Below are 16,775 nucleotides of genomic sequence, written 5' to 3' on the forward strand. Positions count from 1 at the left end.
GCGGCCTTTATCGGCCGGGTCGGCGCCGATCCGTTCGGCCGCTTTATGGCCGATACCCTGAGCGGGGAGGGGGTGGATGTGGCCGCGCTGTGGCTCGATCCTGACCATCGCACCTCGACCGTGCTGGTAGAACTGGATGACGAGGGGGAGCGCAGCTTCACCTTTATGGTGCGCCCCAGTGCCGACCAGTTCCTCACCCCAAATGAGCTGCCTCGCTTCGATGCCGGTCAGTGGCTGCTCACCTGCTCCATCGCGCTCGCCAACGAGCCGGTACGCACCAGCTGCCTGCAGGCCATGGCGGCCATCAAGGCGGCAGGCGGGCGGGTCTGCTTCGACCCCAACCTGCGCCCCGAGGTGTGGGGCAACCCCGCCGAGATGCTGCCGCTGGTGCGTCAGGCCATTGCGCAGGCGGATGTGGTCAAGCTCTCCATCGAGGAGCTGCAACTGCTGAGCGGCGAGGATGATCTGGCTGCTGGGCTCGCTACGCTCTCTGGCCCGGCGCTGGTGCTGGTGACCAGAGGGGCGGCCGGGGTAGTGGCTCGCCTTGATGGCGAGTTGCTGGAGTGGGTGGGGCAGAAAGTGACGCCCATCGACACCACGGGGGCGGGTGATGCCTTCGTCGCCGGTCTGCTGGCGGCGCTGGCCGGGCGCTCGTCGCTGCCGACGCTGGCCGAGTTGCCCGCCATTCTGGCGCAGGCCCACGGCTGCGGGGCGCTCGCCACCACCGCCAAGGGGGCCATGACGGCGCTGCCGACCCGCACCGAACTGGATGCCTTTTTGCGATCAGGCGCAAGCGGCTGTTGAGCTGAGGCTAGAAGCCCGGCTCGACAGCCCCTACTCTCATGTGACAAGGGCCCGCCAGCGTGGCGGGTCATAAGAGGAAGAATATGAATATCAGTGCGATAGCCAAGGATCTGGTGCCCCTGCTCGGGGGCAAGGAGAACATCGTCAGCGCTGCCCACTGCGCCACCCGGCTGCGGCTGGTGTTGGCCGATGACAGCAAGGTAAACAAGGCCGCCATCGACAAGCTGGAGGGGGTCAAGGGGTGCTTTAGCAACGCGGGCCAAATTCAGGTGATCTTCGGCACCGGTCTGGTCAACAAGGTCTATGCGGAGTTTGTGGCGCTGACCGGTACCGGCACCGCCAGCAAGTCGGAGCTGACCGACATGGCGGCGGCCAAGCTCAACGTGGCCCAACGGCTGGCGCGAACCCTCTCCAACATCTTCGTGCCGATCATTCCGGCCATTGTCGCCTCGGGCCTGCTGATGGGGCTGCTCGGCATGGTGCGCACCTACGGCTGGGCCAATGCCGACAGCGCCCTGTTTGTGATGCTCGACATGTTCAGCTCGGCGGCCTTTATCATACTGCCGATCCTCATCGGCTTTACGGCGGCGCGGGAGTTTGGCGGCAATCCGTACCTCGGGGCGACCCTTGGCGGCATTCTCACCCACCCGGCGCTGACCAACGCCTGGGGCGTGGCCGGTGGCTTCAAGACCATGGACTTTTTCGGGCTGGATGTGGCGATGATCGGCTATCAGGGCACCGTCTTCCCGGTGCTGTTGGCAGTCTGGTTTATGTCCCATCTGGAGAAACAGCTGCGCAAGCGCATTCCGGATGCGCTGGATCTGATCCTCACGCCGTTTCTCACCGTCATCATCACCGGTTTCGTGGCGCTGCTCTTTATCGGCCCGGCGGGTCGGGTGCTGGGGGATGGCATCTCGTTCGGTCTGAGCGCCCTCTATGAGCAGGCGGGCTGGCTGGCGGGGCTGGTATTTGGCGGCACTTACTCGCTTATCGTCATCACCGGCATCCATCACAGCTTCCACGCCATCGAGGCGGGGCTGCTGGCCAATCCGCAAATTGGCGTCAACTTCCTGCTGCCCATCTGGGCCATGGCCAACGTGGCACAGGGCGGGGCTTGCCTCGCGGTCTATTTCAAGACCCGCGATGTGAAGATCAAGGCCATTACCGTGCCGGCGGCCATGTCCTGCCTGCTGGGTATCACGGAAGCGGCGATCTTCGGGGTCAACCTGCGTTACATCAAACCCTTTCTCGCCGGTCTGTTTGGCGGGGCCTGCGGCGGCGCCTACGTGGTGGCGGCCAAGGTGGGGATGACGGCGGTGGGGCTGACCGGTATTCCCGGCATGGCCATCGTCCAGCCCATGAGCCTTATTCACTACATCATCGGGCTGGTGATCGCCTTTGGCGCCGCCTTCGCTGCATCCTACCTGCTCAAGTACAAGGTGGAGTGATGAAGGAAAGCTATCTTCTCAACCAGATTGTCCGGTCGCTGCTGGCCGGACAGCTCAAGGCGGCGGCCGATCCCCATCGGCCCCGCTGGCATCTGGCAGCCCCGGTGGGGCTGCTTAACGATCCCAACGGTTTCATCGAGCACGACGGGCGCTACCACCTCTTCTACCAGTGGAATCCGCTGGGCTGCGAGCACCGCAACAAGGGCTGGGGCCATGTCACCTCCACCGATCTGCTGCACTGGCAGCACGAGCCGGTGGCGCTGTTGCCCACCGAAGCCTATGAGAGCCACGGCTGCTATTCGGGCTCTGCGGTGAGCGACGAGCAGGGGCGTCTGACCCTTATCTACACCGGCAATGTCAAATACCCGGATGGCAGCCGCACCGCCTATCAGTGTCTGGCCCGGGCCGACGGTGAGGGTGGTTTTGCCAAGCTGGGGCCTGTGCTGGATCTGCCTGAAGGCTACAGCGGCCACGTGCGCGACCCCAAGGTATGGCACGATGGTCAGCAGTGGCTGATGGTGCTGGGAGCCCGCACCCTGGATGACCAGGGCGAAGTGCTGCTCTATCGCGGCGACACCCTGCAAAGCTGGCAGCGGGTGGGCCCCATCGCCGGCAGTGGGCACGGGGGGCTGGGTGAGTTTGGCTATATGTGGGAGTGCCCGGATCTCTTCCCGCTGGGGGAGCGCCATGTGCTGATCAGCTGCCCGCAGGGGATTGCCCCGGCAGGCGAGGATTATCGCAACCTCTACCAGTGCGGCTGGCTGGCGGGCCACTTCGACGGCGAACGCTTCGAGCACGGGGCTTTCCACGAGCTGGATCGGGGCTTCGAGTTCTATGCGCCGCAAACCACCCGAGACAGTCAGGGTCGCCGCCTCCTGTTCGGCTGGCTGGGGCTGCCGGAGGAGAACGAGATGAGCCAGCCCACTGTCGCTCACGGCTGGATCCACCAGATGAGCTGCCCGCGGGAGCTGTTCTGGCAGGATGAGTGGCTCTGCCAGCGGCCGGTGGCGGAGCTTGCGGCATTGAAGGGAGAGTTGACCCGTTTTGAGGGGACGCTTGGCGAATTTCCGGGGCTGGCCATCGACTCGGCCTGGCTCGATCTGGACCTGTGTGGTGAGGGGTGTCTCTGGTTCGGCGCCGTGGCCGAGCTGGTGTGGCAGCCGGGGCGCCTCATCTTGCGGCGCCAGAACTGGCAGAGCGGAGTATGGGAGACCCGCAGCAGCCCATGGGCTGGCGGGCGGATCACCGTCCTGTGCGATCGCTCCAGTCTGGAGTGTTTCATCGATGAGGGTCGCCACAGCCTGTCGGCGCGCTACTTCCCCGGAGAAATGCCGCAACTTTCATCAGGCAACGGCGATGATGGCTGCAAAATTTGCCTCAATCACTGGCCGCTGTCGGCGTGCCTAGTACAATAGCCCGGTTCTAGTTAGCCGGGAGGCCAGGTGGAGAAGAAGAAACGGATCACGATTGCCCAGATCGCCGAACTGGCGGGGGTGTCCAAGGCGACCGCCAGTCTGGTGCTCAACGGGAAGAGTGCGGAGTACCGGATTGCCGACGATACCCGCAAGCGCATTCAGGCGGTGGCGGAGGAGTGTCACTACCTGCCGAGCTTTCACGCCCGCTCCCTGCGCGAGACCCGCAGCTACACCTGGGGGCTGGTGATCCCCGATCTCACCAACTTCGGTTTTGCCCGCATCGCCCGCGCCCTCGAGGCTCACTGCCGGGAGGCGGGCATCCAGCTGTTGATCGCCTGCTCCGAGGATGATCCCGCCCTCGAGCAGCGGGTGGTGGACAACCTCATCAGCCGTCAGGTGGATGGGCTGATTGTCGCCTCCAGCGGCCACAGCGATGACATCTATGCCCGCATTCACGACCGCCTGCCGGTGGTGCAGCTCGACCGCCATATTGGCGAGTCGCGCCTGCCCATGGTGATCTCCGATGCCTGCAAGGCCACCGCCGAGCTGGTGCGGGACATGACCAGCGAGTGCGGCGAGCAGATCTACTACTTCGGCGGTTTGCTGGATCTCTCCCCCAGCCGTCACCGGCTGGCGGGCTATGAGCTGGGGCTCCATCGCGCCGGTTTTGAAGCCGATGCCGCCCGGGTGCGCCATCGCGACTACCAGCCGAGCTCCGGTTATCAGCTGATGGCCGAGCTGGTGGCTGAGCTGGGAGCCCCCCCCAGGGGGCTCTTTACCGCCTCCTTTACCTTGCTGGAAGGGGTACTGCGCTACCTTAACGAGGCGGGGCTGATGGAGACGGGGATGCGGCTCTGTACCTTCGACGATCACGATCTGCTTGACTGCATTCCCATGCGCATCGACTCGGTGGCGCAGGATTGTCCGGCGCTGGCCCTCGCCGCTTTCGAGCTGATGCAGCAACTGATTGCGGGCAATCCTCCGGCGCAGACTGCCCAGGTGATCACCCCCAAGGTGCGCTGGCGCAGTCGCCGCTAGCCACTCTTCGCCCATCCATATGAAAAAAGCCCCGCCATTGCTGGTGGGGCTTTTTGCTGCGGTCGGATGGTTCGTTCCTCTGACCAACGGCTCAATCGGTGGTACTGGTACGCCAGAACACCTGCTTGATATGGGGGTGGATGGCCAGCTTTTGCATCAGGGCATCCAGCTCGTCGCCATCGATGGAGGTAGCCAGCAGCACCGCCGAGATCTCCAGATCCCCCTCGCCAAACGGCTCGATATCGAGTTCGCTCAAGGGGTAGTTGGCCTGCTCCAGCATCTCCTCGAGCCAGTGAAGCACCTCTTTTTGATGCTCGCGCTGGGTCAGCGCCGTCACCTTGTAGGTCACTTCGGTGTCGGTATTGTCCACCGGGCGACGGTTGATCTGATTGACCAGCGGTCGCAGCAGGGTGTTGGCGGCCAGCACGAACAGGGCGCCCAAAATTGCCTCCATGGCTAGCCCGGCGCCACAGGCGGCGCCGACCGCTGCCACGCCCCACAAGGTGGCGGCGGTGTTGATGCCGCGGATATTGCCCGACTCGCGCATGATGACGCCGGCGCCGAGAAAGCCGATGCCGGAGACGATATAGGCCACCACATGTACCACGTTGTAGTTGCCGCCGTGCAGGTCATAGATGCGCTGGGCCAGACTGACGAACAGGGCGGCCCCCACGGCGACCAGCACGTTGGTGCGAAGACCCGCGGTACGTTGGCGGTACTGGCGCTCCAGCCCGACCAGACTGCCTAGCACAAAGGCGAGCAGCAGGCTGGCCAGAGTATCGAGCAGGGAGATCATGTCAATTTGTTGCCACATCTTCATGGCGTACTCCTTCTGATGAGTGCTGGCTTGGCGCAATCCATGATGAAACGCCCTATGGCGGATGGATCAGGTGTGATTGCGCGGATGGCCAGCAGAAAAACAACACAGCGCGCCCGCCTTCGGGCGCTCGGGGTGCGAGCCGAGCATAGGCGCGAACATACGTGCGAGCATGAACGGCGTATCGGCTATCTGATCAGCCGCAGAGCAAGCTGTTGCTCACGACAAGGGGGCCAGCGTGGCTGGCCCCTTTCACTGTGGTTAACGCAGGTGTGCGGTCAGTTGAGTTCGGGATCGCAGTCGATGCGCGGGCGCAGTTGCCAGCGCACCGGATGTGCCACCCCGACCTGATGAACAAACTGCACCAGATAGCGGCGCTGGGGCGGGGTGCACTGCAGGTTGAGCACCAGCTCTCGCCCGCCGCCTCGACCCGGCTTCATCGATTGCATCGGTTGCAGCCCGGCCGGTTGCAGGGTGTGGTTCACCAGATCCAGCACCTGCTCCATATCGGCGCGATCCTCGCAGCGGATCTGCAGCCGGTAGTGGTGTTGACGCTGTTTGCCGACCAGCCAGCGTGGCAGCATGCCACGGCCGAGCCTGCTCAACAGAGGGTGAGCCCGGGTAGCAACAGAAGCTGTTGCGACCGCGCGATCCGCAGCCGGTTTGATTGAGATAAAACGCATAGCAGCCTCCTTGTGGGAAGCAGAAACTATGCAGGCATGGCGACCGTGGCGGTTGGCCACTGGTTGCCAGACGTCAAGTGTAAAAGGGAGAAGAGGGGAGTGGATTTCCGCTTCTCGCAGGGTTGCGAGTGGCGGCAGAGAAAGACCTGCGGCTAGCTCGCGACCTTGGTACCGACGATGAGGGTCGGTCTACAACTGTCACTTGATGAGTTGCCCACTGATGGTCTCCGCTATTGATAAGAGGCTCGAATGATAGCCGAGGCGGCAGGCAGGGTAAACCCCGCGCCGCCCGCAGCAACATCTTGAAACATAATCGAAAGCCCCGTTTTGCCGAGCAGGGCCGTAAAAAGAGACCAGGCGAGGGCCGGGTCTGCGGGGTCATTCGGTCTTGTCGATGCCGAGGTATTTGAGCATCAGTTTTTCGTAGATGGGCTCGGTATCCCCCACCTGCATCTTGTGCAGGAAGTACTTCTCGAAGGCGATCTTGGCCAGATGGACCCACTTTCCTTTCTTGAACCAGGCGACGTTGCGCGGCGGGATCTGCGGCATGGCGACGAAGGCGGCACCTGTGTCCCCCATGTCTGCCAGACAGATGGCATTCCACACTGCCTTGGTCACCGGCGGCTGGCCGCTGAGCTCCGCCTTGATGTTGTGGCTCAGGGTGCGCACCATCGCCTCAATCATGTAGCCGGTCTTGGGCACCCCGGTCGGTACCGGCGTCTTGTGCGGCGGTGCAATGGCGATGCAGACCCCGGCGGCGTAAATCTGCGGGAAGGCGGGATTGCGCTGGTGTTCGTCGACGATGACAAAGCCGCGGGGATTGACCAGCCCCTCGATGCCCCGCAGCGGCGCAATGCCGACAAAGGCGGGCAGCATCATGGCGTGTTTGTAGGGCAGGGTGTGGGTGCGCTTGAGGTTGCCCTCATCGTCCAGCTCCTCCACCGTCATCTGGCCATCTTGCGCCGCCACGGTGCGGGCATTGCAGATCCACTGCACGTCGCGCATCCGCAGTTCGCTCTCCAGCATCCCCTTGGAGTCACCTACGCCGTTGAGACCCAGATGGCCGATGTAGGGCTCGCTGGTGACAAAGGTCATGGGCACATTTTTTCTCACCTTCTTGTCGCGCAGGTGGCGATCGAGGATGAACGCATACTCGTAGGCTGGGCCGAAGCAGGAGGCGCCCGGCATGGCGCCGACAATCACAGGGCCGGGCTCATCGACCAGTGCACTGACACTGTGACGGCACTCTTCGGCGTGGGAGAGGGTACAGACGCTGGTGGTGCCACCGGATTCGGGGCCAGCCCCCGTCACCTCGTCAAAGGCGAGGGCCGGGCCGGTGCAGATTGCCAGAAAGTCGTAACGCAGGGTCTGGCCATCGGAGAGGGTGAGCTGCTGCGCCGCCGGTTGCAGCTCGGTCAGGGCGGCATGGATAAAGCGGATCCCCTTTTTCTTCACATGGGGTTCGATGGGGATCGAGGTCTCCTTGCGCTCCCGCCACTGGACGGCAATCCAGGGGTTGGAGGGGGTAAATTCAAAGTCCGGCTTGTCATTGATGAGGATCACCTCATGCTGCTTGCCCAGTTCGGCCTTGAGTTCGTAGGCGGCAGACATGCCCCCCAGACCCGCGCCGATGACGATTACCGTTGCCATGTTCAGCCTCCTGCGTTTATTACACGCTCATGTGAGCCGGGTCATCCGACCCGTTTATTTAAATCCTATCCGTTTGAGGATCATCGCTGCCGGGCAGAAACCGGTGAATGCGCTCTGGATCAGGTTGACCCCGACAAAGGCACTTAACCAGACAAAGCCCGGATGAACCCAGGTGGTAAGGATCAGCGAGAGCAGCAACATGCAACCCGCGACGATTCTGACTCCGTTATCTACTGTCATGGTCTTTCTCCTTATCTACTTTAGATATTGCTAATTTAGTGTTGTTTTATACAATAGAACAAATATCAGCAATTGCTAATTTACTCTTATGAGCCAATTCGACGAGATGAACAGACATGCGACAGCCGCCGCCTCCCTGCTCAAGGCGTTGGCTCATCCCGAACGCCTGATGGTGCTCTGCCAGCTGGTGGAGGGGGAGAAGGGGGTCGGGGAGTTGCTGGCCCATAGCCAACTCGGGCAGTCGGCCTTCTCCCAGCAATTGTCGGTGCTCAAGCGCTACGGCCTGATCCGTTCGCGCAAGGTCTCCCAGCAGATCTACTACTCGCTGGTGAGTGAGGCGGCCGCCGATGTGCTGGGAGCGCTGCAAACCCATTTTTGTCACTCGGAAAATAAGGAGTCTTGATGATGGAAAGCCAATGGCTGCTCTCTTTGGGCGGCGGCATGCTGGCGGGGCTGTCGGCCCTGATCCTGATGTTGTTCAACGGCCGGGTGGCCGGGATCAGCGGCATTTTGGCCGGTGCGCTGCAACACCGTGCGCCGTGGCGGGTGCTGTTTCTGCTGGGGCTCGGGGCGGGCGCCTGGTTGGCGCTGACCCTGGGCTGGGCCAGTATGCCCGCATTCACTACCTTGCCCGGCTGGCCTGTGGTGCTGCTGGCAGGTCTGCTGGTCGGCATCGGTACCCGTCTTGGCAATGGCTGCACCAGCGGCCACGGCATCTGTGGCATGGGGCGGCTCTCCCTGCGCTCCATCGTCGCCACCCTCACCTTTATGGCGGCAGGCTTTATCACCGTCTTCGTCACTCATCATCTGCTGTAAGGGGCTGATCGCCATGAAGTTGCTGACAAGTTTGTTTGCGGGTGTGTTGTTCGGACTGGGGATGGCCATCTCCGGCATGATGGATCCCGCCCGGGTCACCGGTTTTCTCGATCTGGCCGGGGCCTGGGATCCCAGCCTCGCCTTCGTGATGGGGGGCGCCCTGCTGGTCTTTATGCCGGGTTATTTTCTGCTGGTGAAACCCCGTCGCCAGAGTGTGCTGGGGGAGCCCATCGTCGCCGTACCGGCTCCTCGTCTGGATCGTCGTCTGATCGGCGGGGCCGCGCTGTTTGGCATCGGCTGGGGATTGGTGGGTATCTGCCCGGGGCCTGCTCTGAGTCTCATTTCCAGCGGGCAGCCCATGATAATGTTGTTTATAGCGGCCATGGTGGCCGGGATCTTGCTGTTTGACAGAGGGCTGGCCAGGGTGCTGACCAAGGCGCCAGCTCGGGGAGTGGATAAGGTGCGCCAGTCCCATACCGCCTGATCCCGTGAAGTGATTGATGATGCCAGGGAAGGAGAGTGATGATGGAAAAGATCCGGTTGCTGGGGATCACCTTGTTGGTGATGACATCGCAGGCCATGACATCCCCCCGGGCCCTTGCCGCTGAAGGGGAGCCAGAGCCCTTGTTGACAGTGGCGCCACAGGCGGTGACCGACTGGCTGACGCTGGATGGCACCGTCAGTGCCATCAATCAGGGGACGGTGGCGGCCCAGACCAGCGGCCGGGTCTCCCGCATGCTGGTGGATGTGAACGATCAGGTGCAGGCGGGGCAACCGCTGCTGGAGATCAGCGGCAAGGAGCAGTTTGCCGCCGTCACGGGTGCCGAGGCGCGGCTGGCGCGGGCGCAGGCCCAGCAAGTGGAAGCCGAGCGCCAGCTCGCCCGCTTTCAGGCGCTGATTGCCAAGGGGGTGATCACCCGCGCCCAGCTCGATAATGCCCAGGCGACGGATCGCGCCGCCCGCGCCGAGGTGAACGCTGCCGATGCGGCTCTCACTCAAGCCCGCGAGGCCTACGGTTATACCCGCATTCTGGCTCCCTATGCCGGAGTGGTGACCAAGAGGCTGGTGGAGTTGGGGGAGACTGTCGCCCCCGGTACCCCGCTGCTCTCCGGCTTCTCCCTCGACACCTTGCGGGTGGAGGTGGAGTTGCCCCAATCCGCCCTGACGCTGGCTCGTGAGCCTGCGGATGTGCAGGTGCTGCTGCCGGATGGCAAGCCTGTTACCCCGGTCAAATTGACCCGCTTCAACTATGCCGACAGCCAGAGCCACGCCTTCAGGTTGCGCCTCGACTTGCCGCCGCAAACCGCCGGGGTATTGCCCGGCATGTGGCTCAAGGTGCAGCTCAAACAGGGTGAGCGTCAGGTGTTGCAGGTGCCGGTACGCGCCCTGCTGCGGCAAGGGGAGTTCAACGGCGTCTATCTGCAGCAACCCGCTGGCTGGGCCCTGACGCCGGTGCGGGTCGGCCATTGCTTTGAAGGGCAGTGCGAGATCCTGGCCGGGCTGCAAGCCGGTGACAAACTGGCCCCCGATGCCTGGGCGCAGCAGCAGGAGGTGGCTCATGAGTAGCGAGCTGAACGGCAACAAGGAGAGGCTGGGGCCTGCCGGTCGGCTGGCTGCGCTGTTTCAGGGCTCGGCCATCACCCCGCTGCTGGCGCTGGTGGGGCTGCTGCTCGGCCTGTTTGCAGTGCTGGTGACCCCCAAGGAGGAGGAGCCGCAGATTGATGTCACCTTCGCTGATGTCTACATTCCCTTCCCGGGAGCCACTCCGGCTGAAGTGGCCTCTCTCGTCACCACCCCTGCCGAGCAGGTGGTCTCCCAGATAAAGGGGATCGATACTCTCTACTCTTTTTCCCAACCCGATGGCGCCCTGCTGGTGGTGGTGTTCAAGGTGGGGGTGAGCCGCGAGCAGGCTATCGTCGATCTCAACAACCAGCTCGACTCCAACCGTGACTGGTTGCCACAGGGGATCGGGGTCGGTCAGCCGCTGGTAAAACCCCGGGGGATCGATGATGTCCCCATCGTCAGTCTGACCTTATGGAGCAAAGAGGGGAGCAAGCAACTGGGGGCACCCGAGCTGACCCGGGTCGCCCATGAGCTGGAGACCGAACTCAAGCGCATTCCCGGTACCCGCGATATTTACACGCTGGGCAGCCAGAGCGCCGTGTTGCGGGTGATGCCGGATCCGGCGGCCCTCAGCGCCCACGGCATCAGCTGGGGCGAACTGAGCCAGCGACTGGCGGCCGCCAATCAGGTGGGCACCACACAGGCCATCGAGCAAGATAACCGGGAGATCAAGGTGCTGGTGGGGCAGTTCCTGCAAAGCGAGCAGGAGGCTAGAGAGCTGGTAGTGGGGCTGCACGACGGCAAGCCGGTCTATCTGGGGGAGGTGGCCAGGGTCTCTCTGGGTCAGGAGACCCCGACCAAGCGCAGCTGGATGGGGATGGGGCAAGCCAGTTATCCGGCGGTGACCCTGGCCATCGGCAAGCAGCCGGGCCAGAACGCGGTCGATGTGGCCAAGCGGGTGGAGGCGCGGGTCGAGAGTCTCAAGAATCGGCTTATTCCTGCCGGGGTCGAGGTGACGGTGACCCGGGACTACGGCGTCACCGCCGAGACCAAATCCAACACCCTGATCGGCAAGCTGATTTTTGCCACCACGGCGGTGGTGCTGCTGGTGCTGGTGAGCATGGGTTGGCGCGAGGCGCTGGTAGTTGGCGTTGCCATCGTCATCACCCTGGCACTGACCCTGTTTGCCAGCTGGGCCTGGGGCTTTACCCTCAACCGGGTGTCGCTGTTTGCGCTGATCTTCTCCATCGGCATTCTGGTGGATGACGCTATCGTGGTGGTGGAGAACATCCACCGCCATCGCGGTTTGGGCAAGGGGTCGCTCAAGGATCTGATACCGGGGGCGGTGGACGAGGTGGGGGGGCCGACCATACTGGCGACCCTGACCGTCATTGCGGCCCTGCTGCCGATGGCCTTTGTCAGTGGCCTGATGGGCCCTTACATGAGCCCCATCCCCATCAATGCCAGCATGGGGATGCTTATCTCCCTGCTGGTGGCCTTCATCTTCTCCCCCTGGCTGGCGAGCCATTTGCTCAAGGATTCGGTGCACGGTGCCCACGGCGAGGCCAAGGCGGGTCTTTTTCACCGGCTGATGACCCCTTTCCTGATTGGTGATGGCGCCAAGCGCGCCAGACGCAAACTCTGGCTGGTGGTGTTGCTGCTGGTCGGGGCCGCCACCGCCATGCCGGTGGTGCAGTGGGTGGTGCTCAAGATGCTCCCTTTTGACAACAAGTCGGAATTTCAGCTGGTGCTCGATATGCCGGAGGGGGCTACCCTGGAGCAGACCGAGCGCACCCTGCTGGCGGTCGGGCGGGAGCTTGCCAAGGTGGAGGAGGTGAAGGATTACCAGATTTACGCTGGCACCGCCGCCCCCATCAATTTCAACGGGCTGGTGCGCCACTACTTTATCCGCAGCGGCGCCAACGTGGGGGATATTCAGGTCAATCTGGTGGACAAGCATGAACGGGATCGCAGCAGTCACCAGATTGCCCAGTCGGTTCGGGAGCCGCTGCAGGCCATCGCCAGTGCTGCAGGGGGTAACCTGAAAGTCGTTGAGGTGCCGCCCGGCCCGCCGGTCTGGTCTCCCATCGTCGCGGAAGTGTATGGCCCGACGCCTGCCGCCCGTGAAGCGGCGGCACGCGCAGTACAGGCCCGTTTTGTGGCCACGGCGGATCTGGTGGACGTGGATATCTATCTGACTGACCCGCAGCCCAAGTGGCGGCTGGTGGTTGATCGCAGCAAGGCGGCCCTGCTCGGGGTCGATCTCGGGGGTCTGGTGAACACCCTCAATGGCGGGGTGGGTTATCAGGATGCCAGCTGGTTGCAGGGTCACGGCGCCAAGTATCCGGTGCCGATCCGCATCGAACTGGCTCCCGGTGACAAACGGGATCTGGCGGGCGTACTGGCCCTCAAGGTGCGCAGCCAGAGCGGCCAGTTGGTGCGGGTCTCCGAGCTGGTGAGTCGCCGTGATGAGGTAGCCCCCAGCTATATCATGCACAAGAACATGCAGCCCATGGTGATGGTGGTGGCCGACATGGGTGGCCACACCGACAGCCCGCTCTACGGCATGTTTGCCGCCGGTGCCGATATCGACCTGCCCCAATATTACGTGCAGCAGCCCGACAAGCTGGGGGAGGTGGCGCTGTTGTGGGACGGGGAGTGGAAGATCACCTACGAGACCTTCCGCGATATGGGTATCGCCTACGGGGTGGGGATGATCCTCATCTATCTGCTGGTGGTGGCCCAGTTCCGCTCCTATCTGGTGCCGCTCATCATCATGGCCCCCATTCCGCTCACAATCATAGGGGTGATGCCGGGCCACGCCCTGTTGGGGGCCCAGTTTACCGCTACCTCGATGATCGGGATGATCGCCCTGGCCGGGATCATCGTACGCAATAGCATCCTGCTGGTGGACTTTATCGAGCAGCAGCGCAGCGCCGGAGTGGCGTTCGAGCAGGCGGTGATCGAAGCGGCGCAGGTGCGGGCCAAACCCATCATGCTGACGGCGTTGGCGGCGATGATCGGGGCCCTGTTTATCCTCGATGATCCCATCTTCAACGGACTGGCCATCAGCCTGATTTTCGGGATCCTGGTCTCCACTTTGCTCACCCTGGTGGTGATACCCTTGCTCTATTATGCCCTGCTCTCCCGACGCTCATGACGGGAGTCACTAGCGAAAGGATGCGCGATGAAGAGAGGTTGGTTGTGGTGGGGAAGTGGCGCCGTGGTAGCGGTGGCTGCTCTGGCATGGTGGTGGCGACCGCAGCCGACGCCGATCAGGCTGGCAGAGGTCGGGCGGGGGGATGTGTTGGTCACTGTGGTCAACACCCGGGCTGGCACCATCAAGTCGTGTCAGCGGGCCGGGCTCAGTCTGCCCGGTGGCGGCGTGGTGGAGCAGATCGCCGTCAAGGCCGGGGAGCGGGTAGCCCGGGGAGATCTGCTGCTGACCCTCTGGAGCGACGATATTAACGCCGATCTCGCCCGGGCCCGCGCCCAGCAGGCCCTCGGCAAGACCCAGCGCGAGGAGCGTTGCAGCGAGGCGGCCTACTACGAGCGGGAGGCTAACCGGCTGGCCACCTTGCTGGCCAAAAACCTCACCTCTCGCACCCTCGCCGAGCAGGCCCAGAATCTGGCCGATACCCGCCGCTATGTCTGTCAAGCATCCCGTCAGCAGGAGCGGGTTGACGAGGCGCAGGTCGCCCAGGTGGAGGCTCGCTTGAGCGAGCGCCGCCTGCTGGCGCCGTTTGCCGGGGTGGTGGCTGAGGTCAACAGCAAGCTGGGTGAATACATGACCCCCTCACCGCCCGGAGTGGCCATGCCCCCGGTTATCGATCTCATCGACGATCGCTGTCTCTATGTTTCAGCCCCTATCGATGAGGTGGATGCCGCCCGCCTCAAGGTGGGCCAGTCTGCCCGGGTACTGCTCGATGCCATGCCCGGGCGCGATTTTGCCGCTACCGTCACCCGTATCGCCCCCTATGTGAAGGAGCTGGAGAAGCAGGCCCGCACCGTCGAGGTGGAAGCGGCGCTCACGGCCCTGCCCACCGATGTCCCCCTGCTTATCGGCTACAGCGCCGATCTTGAGGTCGAGGTGACCCGTGCCACCGATGTGCTGCGGGTAGCGGCCAGCAGCCGGGCCGACGATGGCAGCGTGCTGCGGCTGGAAGGGGATAAGCTGGTGCGGGTGATGCCTAGTTGGGGGGTGGAGAACTGGAACTGGATTGAAGTGGCCGAGGGGCTCGCCGCCGGTGATCGGCTGGCAGCCCAGCCCGGACAGATTGTCGGGGAGGGCCCTTTCAGCGCCGCCACGGAACAAACGGATGAGTGATCTCATTCGCCTCGAGGCCGTCAGCCGACGTTTCACTCTGGGGGGGAGCGAAGTGGCCGCCCTCGACCGCGTATCCCTGCGGGTTGCCGAGGGGGAGTATCTGGCGGTGATGGGCCCCTCGGGCTCCGGCAAATCGACCCTGCTCAATGTGCTGGGGCTGCTGGACCGGCCCGACGAGGGGCGCTACTGGCTGGGGGGCGAGGACACCGCCACCCTGTCAGAGCCGGCGCTGGCCCAGCTGCGCGGCCATCGCATCGGTTTCGTGTTCCAGTCGTTTCACCTCATCTCCCGCCTCACCGCCCGTGAAAATGTCGAGCTGCCGCTGATGCTGTGCGGGATCGCCCCCGCCGAGCGCCATCGCCGAAGCCAGCAGTTGCTGGGAGAGCTGGGGCTGGAGAACCGGGCCGGACACCGCCCTGCCGAGCTTTCCGGCGGTCAGCGTCAGCGGGTAGCCATCGCCCGGGCCATGGCAATGGCGCCGCGGCTGATCCTGGCCGACGAGCCCACCGGCAATCTCGACTCCCGCTCCGGGGAGGAGGTGATTAGCCTGCTGGAGGGGCTCAACCGGGAGCAGGGGATCACGCTGGTGGTGGTGACCCACGATCCGCGCCTCGGTGAGCGGGCGGGCAGACGGATCCTGATGAACGATGGCCGCATCAACATTGATAGCGGCGGTGGCTGAATGCGGCGGCCCGATGTGATCCGCTTTGCCGCCGTGGCGTTATTGCGTCAGCGTTCACGGGCGCTGGTCTTGATCCTGGCGGTGAGTCTGAGCGTCACCTCGGTGCTGCTGCTCACCGCGCTGGGGGAGGGGGCGAGGCGCTATGTGGCCGACCAGTTCAGCTCCCTTGGCAAGGATCTGCTGGTGATGTTCCCCGGTCGCAAGGAGACCACCGGCGGGTTGCCGCCGGTCACCGGAAACAGTCTGCGGCAGATCACTCTCGATGACATGCACTACCTTGGCCAGCACCAGCCAAACGTGCGGCTGGTGCCGCTGGTGATGGGCTTTGCCGAGGCCAAACAGGGGGCGCGGCTGCGCCAGACCATGCTGCTTGGCAGCAGCAACGGGCTGCGCGATACCCACGGGCTGGAGCTGCTCTCCGGCCGCTGGCTGCCGGGGGATGCCGCAGAGGATCGCCCGGCCGTCCTGCTCGGGGCCAAGGTGGCCCGTGAGCTGTTCGGTCAAGCCGATCCGGTCGGCCAGTGGCTGCGTTTTGACAATCGCCGCTTTCTGGTGGTGGGGGTCTTCACCAGCCAGAGCAGCAATCTGGGGATGGACATGGCCGAGGCCGCGCTGATCCCGGTCGGTAGCGCCATGCGGCTGTTCAACACCGAGGGGCTGTTTCGGCTGCTGATCCAGCCGCTGGCGGGGCAAGCGGTGCCCCCGCTGGTCAAGCGACTGGAGCAGCTGATGCAGGCGCGCCACGGGGTGCTCGATGTGACCGTGGTGCGCCGCGACGCCATGCTGGCTACCTTCTCCACCATTCTCTCGACCCTCACCCTGGCGGTTGCCGGCATCGGTGCCATCAGCCTGCTGGTCTCCGGCATCATGATGATGAATCTGGCGCTGATCAGCACCCGCCAGCGCACCGGCGAGATCGGCCTGCTCAAGGCGCTGGGGGCCGACAGTCGCCAGATCCGCCAGCTGTTTTTGTGGGAGGCGCTGCTGCTGAGCGGCAGTGGCGCGCTGTTTGGCACTGTGTTGGGCTATGCCCTTGTTGCCCTCGCCGGAGTGATTTGGCCCGGATTTCCGGCGGCGGTCCCTCTGCTCGCTACTTTCTGCACCATACCTGCGGCCCTGCTGACCGGGCTGTTTTTTAGCTGGCTGCCCGCCTCCCGGGCGGCACGGCAAGATCCGGTCAGCAGCCTGCGCAACGGGCAGTGGAGCGGTGGCTGATGCGCGCCGCCGATCTGCTGTTCTGGCTCTGGCGCGCCTTGCTGGCGGGGCGCAGCCGCAGCCTGCTGTCGGCGCTG

The 16,775-nt window shown here is 63.9% G+C and carries 16 protein-coding genes; 12 read left to right on the plus strand and 4 right to left on the minus strand.

Features of this window, described 5'->3' with window-relative positions; all coding sequences use genetic code 11:
• The 4 genes from L972_RS14645 to L972_RS14660 form a co-directional block, all read left to right on the plus strand.
• On the plus strand, window positions 1-804 hold an 804-nt coding region (locus L972_RS14645; RefSeq protein ID WP_047439145.1), incomplete at its 5' end, for an aminoimidazole riboside kinase.
• 83 nt (window positions 805-887) lie between these two features.
• Entirely contained in the window at window positions 888-2,252 is a 1,365-nt protein-coding gene (locus tag L972_RS14650) for a sucrose-specific PTS transporter subunit IIBC (RefSeq protein WP_047439146.1), read from the plus strand.
• Window positions 2,252-3,667: a glycoside hydrolase family 32 protein gene (locus L972_RS14655; protein ID WP_047439148.1), complete on the plus strand. Its 1,416-nt coding sequence runs from the start codon at window positions 2,252-2,254 to the stop codon at window positions 3,665-3,667. The genes L972_RS14650 and L972_RS14655 overlap by 1 nt, the downstream gene beginning before the upstream one ends.
• A gap of 27 nt (window positions 3,668-3,694) precedes the next feature.
• The gene (locus L972_RS14660; protein ID WP_047439150.1) at window positions 3,695-4,705 is read left to right on the plus strand and encodes a LacI family DNA-binding transcriptional regulator; all 1,011 of its coding nucleotides are present in this window, start codon (window positions 3,695-3,697) and stop codon (window positions 4,703-4,705) included.
• Window positions 4,706-4,796: 91 nt separating this feature from the next.
• Here L972_RS14660 and L972_RS14665 read toward each other — a convergent pair whose 3' ends face one another.
• The 4 genes from L972_RS14665 to L972_RS14680 all read right to left on the minus strand — a co-directional run bounded on the left by L972_RS14665 (window position 4,797) and on the right by L972_RS14680 (window position 8,095).
• Window positions 4,797-5,525, minus strand: a complete 729-nt coding sequence (locus L972_RS14665; protein ID WP_005338018.1) for an MgtC/SapB family protein — start codon at window positions 5,523-5,525, stop codon at window positions 4,797-4,799.
• Window positions 5,526-5,800: 275 nt separating this feature from the next.
• The gene (locus L972_RS14670) at window positions 5,801-6,205 is read right to left on the minus strand and encodes a hypothetical protein (RefSeq protein ID WP_047439152.1); all 405 of its coding nucleotides are present in this window, start codon (window positions 6,203-6,205) and stop codon (window positions 5,801-5,803) included.
• A 378-nt stretch (window positions 6,206-6,583) separates the two neighbouring features.
• The gene (locus tag L972_RS14675) at window positions 6,584-7,855 is read right to left on the minus strand and encodes an NAD(P)/FAD-dependent oxidoreductase (RefSeq protein ID WP_005359260.1); all 1,272 of its coding nucleotides are present in this window, start codon (window positions 7,853-7,855) and stop codon (window positions 6,584-6,586) included.
• A gap of 54 nt (window positions 7,856-7,909) precedes the next feature.
• Entirely contained in the window at window positions 7,910-8,095 is a 186-nt protein-coding gene (locus L972_RS14680) for a YgaP family membrane protein (RefSeq protein WP_005344304.1), read from the minus strand.
• An 88-nt stretch (window positions 8,096-8,183) separates the two neighbouring features.
• Here L972_RS14680 and L972_RS14685 point away from each other — a divergent pair, with 88 nt between their 5' ends.
• Genes L972_RS14685 through L972_RS14720 form a run of 8 tightly spaced genes read left to right on the plus strand, consistent with a single transcriptional unit; the run spans window position 8,184 to window position 16,698 of the window.
• Window positions 8,184-8,498 (plus strand): ArsR/SmtB family transcription factor, encoded by a 315-nt coding sequence (locus L972_RS14685; protein ID WP_005338008.1) that lies wholly within the window; start codon window positions 8,184-8,186, stop codon window positions 8,496-8,498.
• A complete protein-coding gene (locus L972_RS14690; RefSeq protein ID WP_041202268.1) occupies window positions 8,498-8,911 on the plus strand; it encodes a YeeE/YedE family protein in 414 nt (137 codons plus the stop codon). Before L972_RS14685 ends, L972_RS14690 begins: the two co-directional genes overlap by 1 nt.
• 13 nt (window positions 8,912-8,924) lie before the next feature.
• Window positions 8,925-9,395: a YeeE/YedE family protein gene (locus L972_RS14695; RefSeq protein ID WP_047439154.1), complete on the plus strand. Its 471-nt coding sequence runs from the start codon at window positions 8,925-8,927 to the stop codon at window positions 9,393-9,395.
• 41 nt (window positions 9,396-9,436) lie between these two features.
• Complete coding sequence (locus L972_RS14700; RefSeq protein WP_047439257.1) at window positions 9,437-10,477, plus strand: efflux RND transporter periplasmic adaptor subunit; 1,041 nt, start codon at window positions 9,437-9,439, stop codon at window positions 10,475-10,477.
• Window positions 10,470-13,634 (plus strand): efflux RND transporter permease subunit, encoded by a 3,165-nt coding sequence (locus tag L972_RS14705; RefSeq protein WP_047439156.1) that lies wholly within the window; start codon window positions 10,470-10,472, stop codon window positions 13,632-13,634. Before L972_RS14700 ends, L972_RS14705 begins: the two co-directional genes overlap by 8 nt.
• A 27-nt stretch (window positions 13,635-13,661) precedes the next feature.
• Window positions 13,662-14,801: an efflux RND transporter periplasmic adaptor subunit gene (locus L972_RS14710; protein ID WP_047439157.1), complete on the plus strand. Its 1,140-nt coding sequence runs from the start codon at window positions 13,662-13,664 to the stop codon at window positions 14,799-14,801.
• A complete protein-coding gene (locus L972_RS14715; RefSeq protein ID WP_047439158.1) occupies window positions 14,794-15,483 on the plus strand; it encodes an ABC transporter ATP-binding protein in 690 nt (229 codons plus the stop codon). The genes L972_RS14710 and L972_RS14715 overlap by 8 nt, the downstream gene beginning before the upstream one ends.
• Window positions 15,484-16,698: an ABC transporter permease gene (locus L972_RS14720; protein WP_047439159.1), complete on the plus strand. Its 1,215-nt coding sequence runs from the start codon at window positions 15,484-15,486 to the stop codon at window positions 16,696-16,698.
• Window positions 16,699-16,775 lie beyond the last annotated feature (77 nt).

It is taken from the genome of Aeromonas sp. ZOR0001, from assembly GCF_000801015.1.
In the GTDB taxonomy this organism is placed as follows: domain Bacteria; phylum Pseudomonadota; class Gammaproteobacteria; order Enterobacterales; family Aeromonadaceae; genus Aeromonas; species Aeromonas veronii.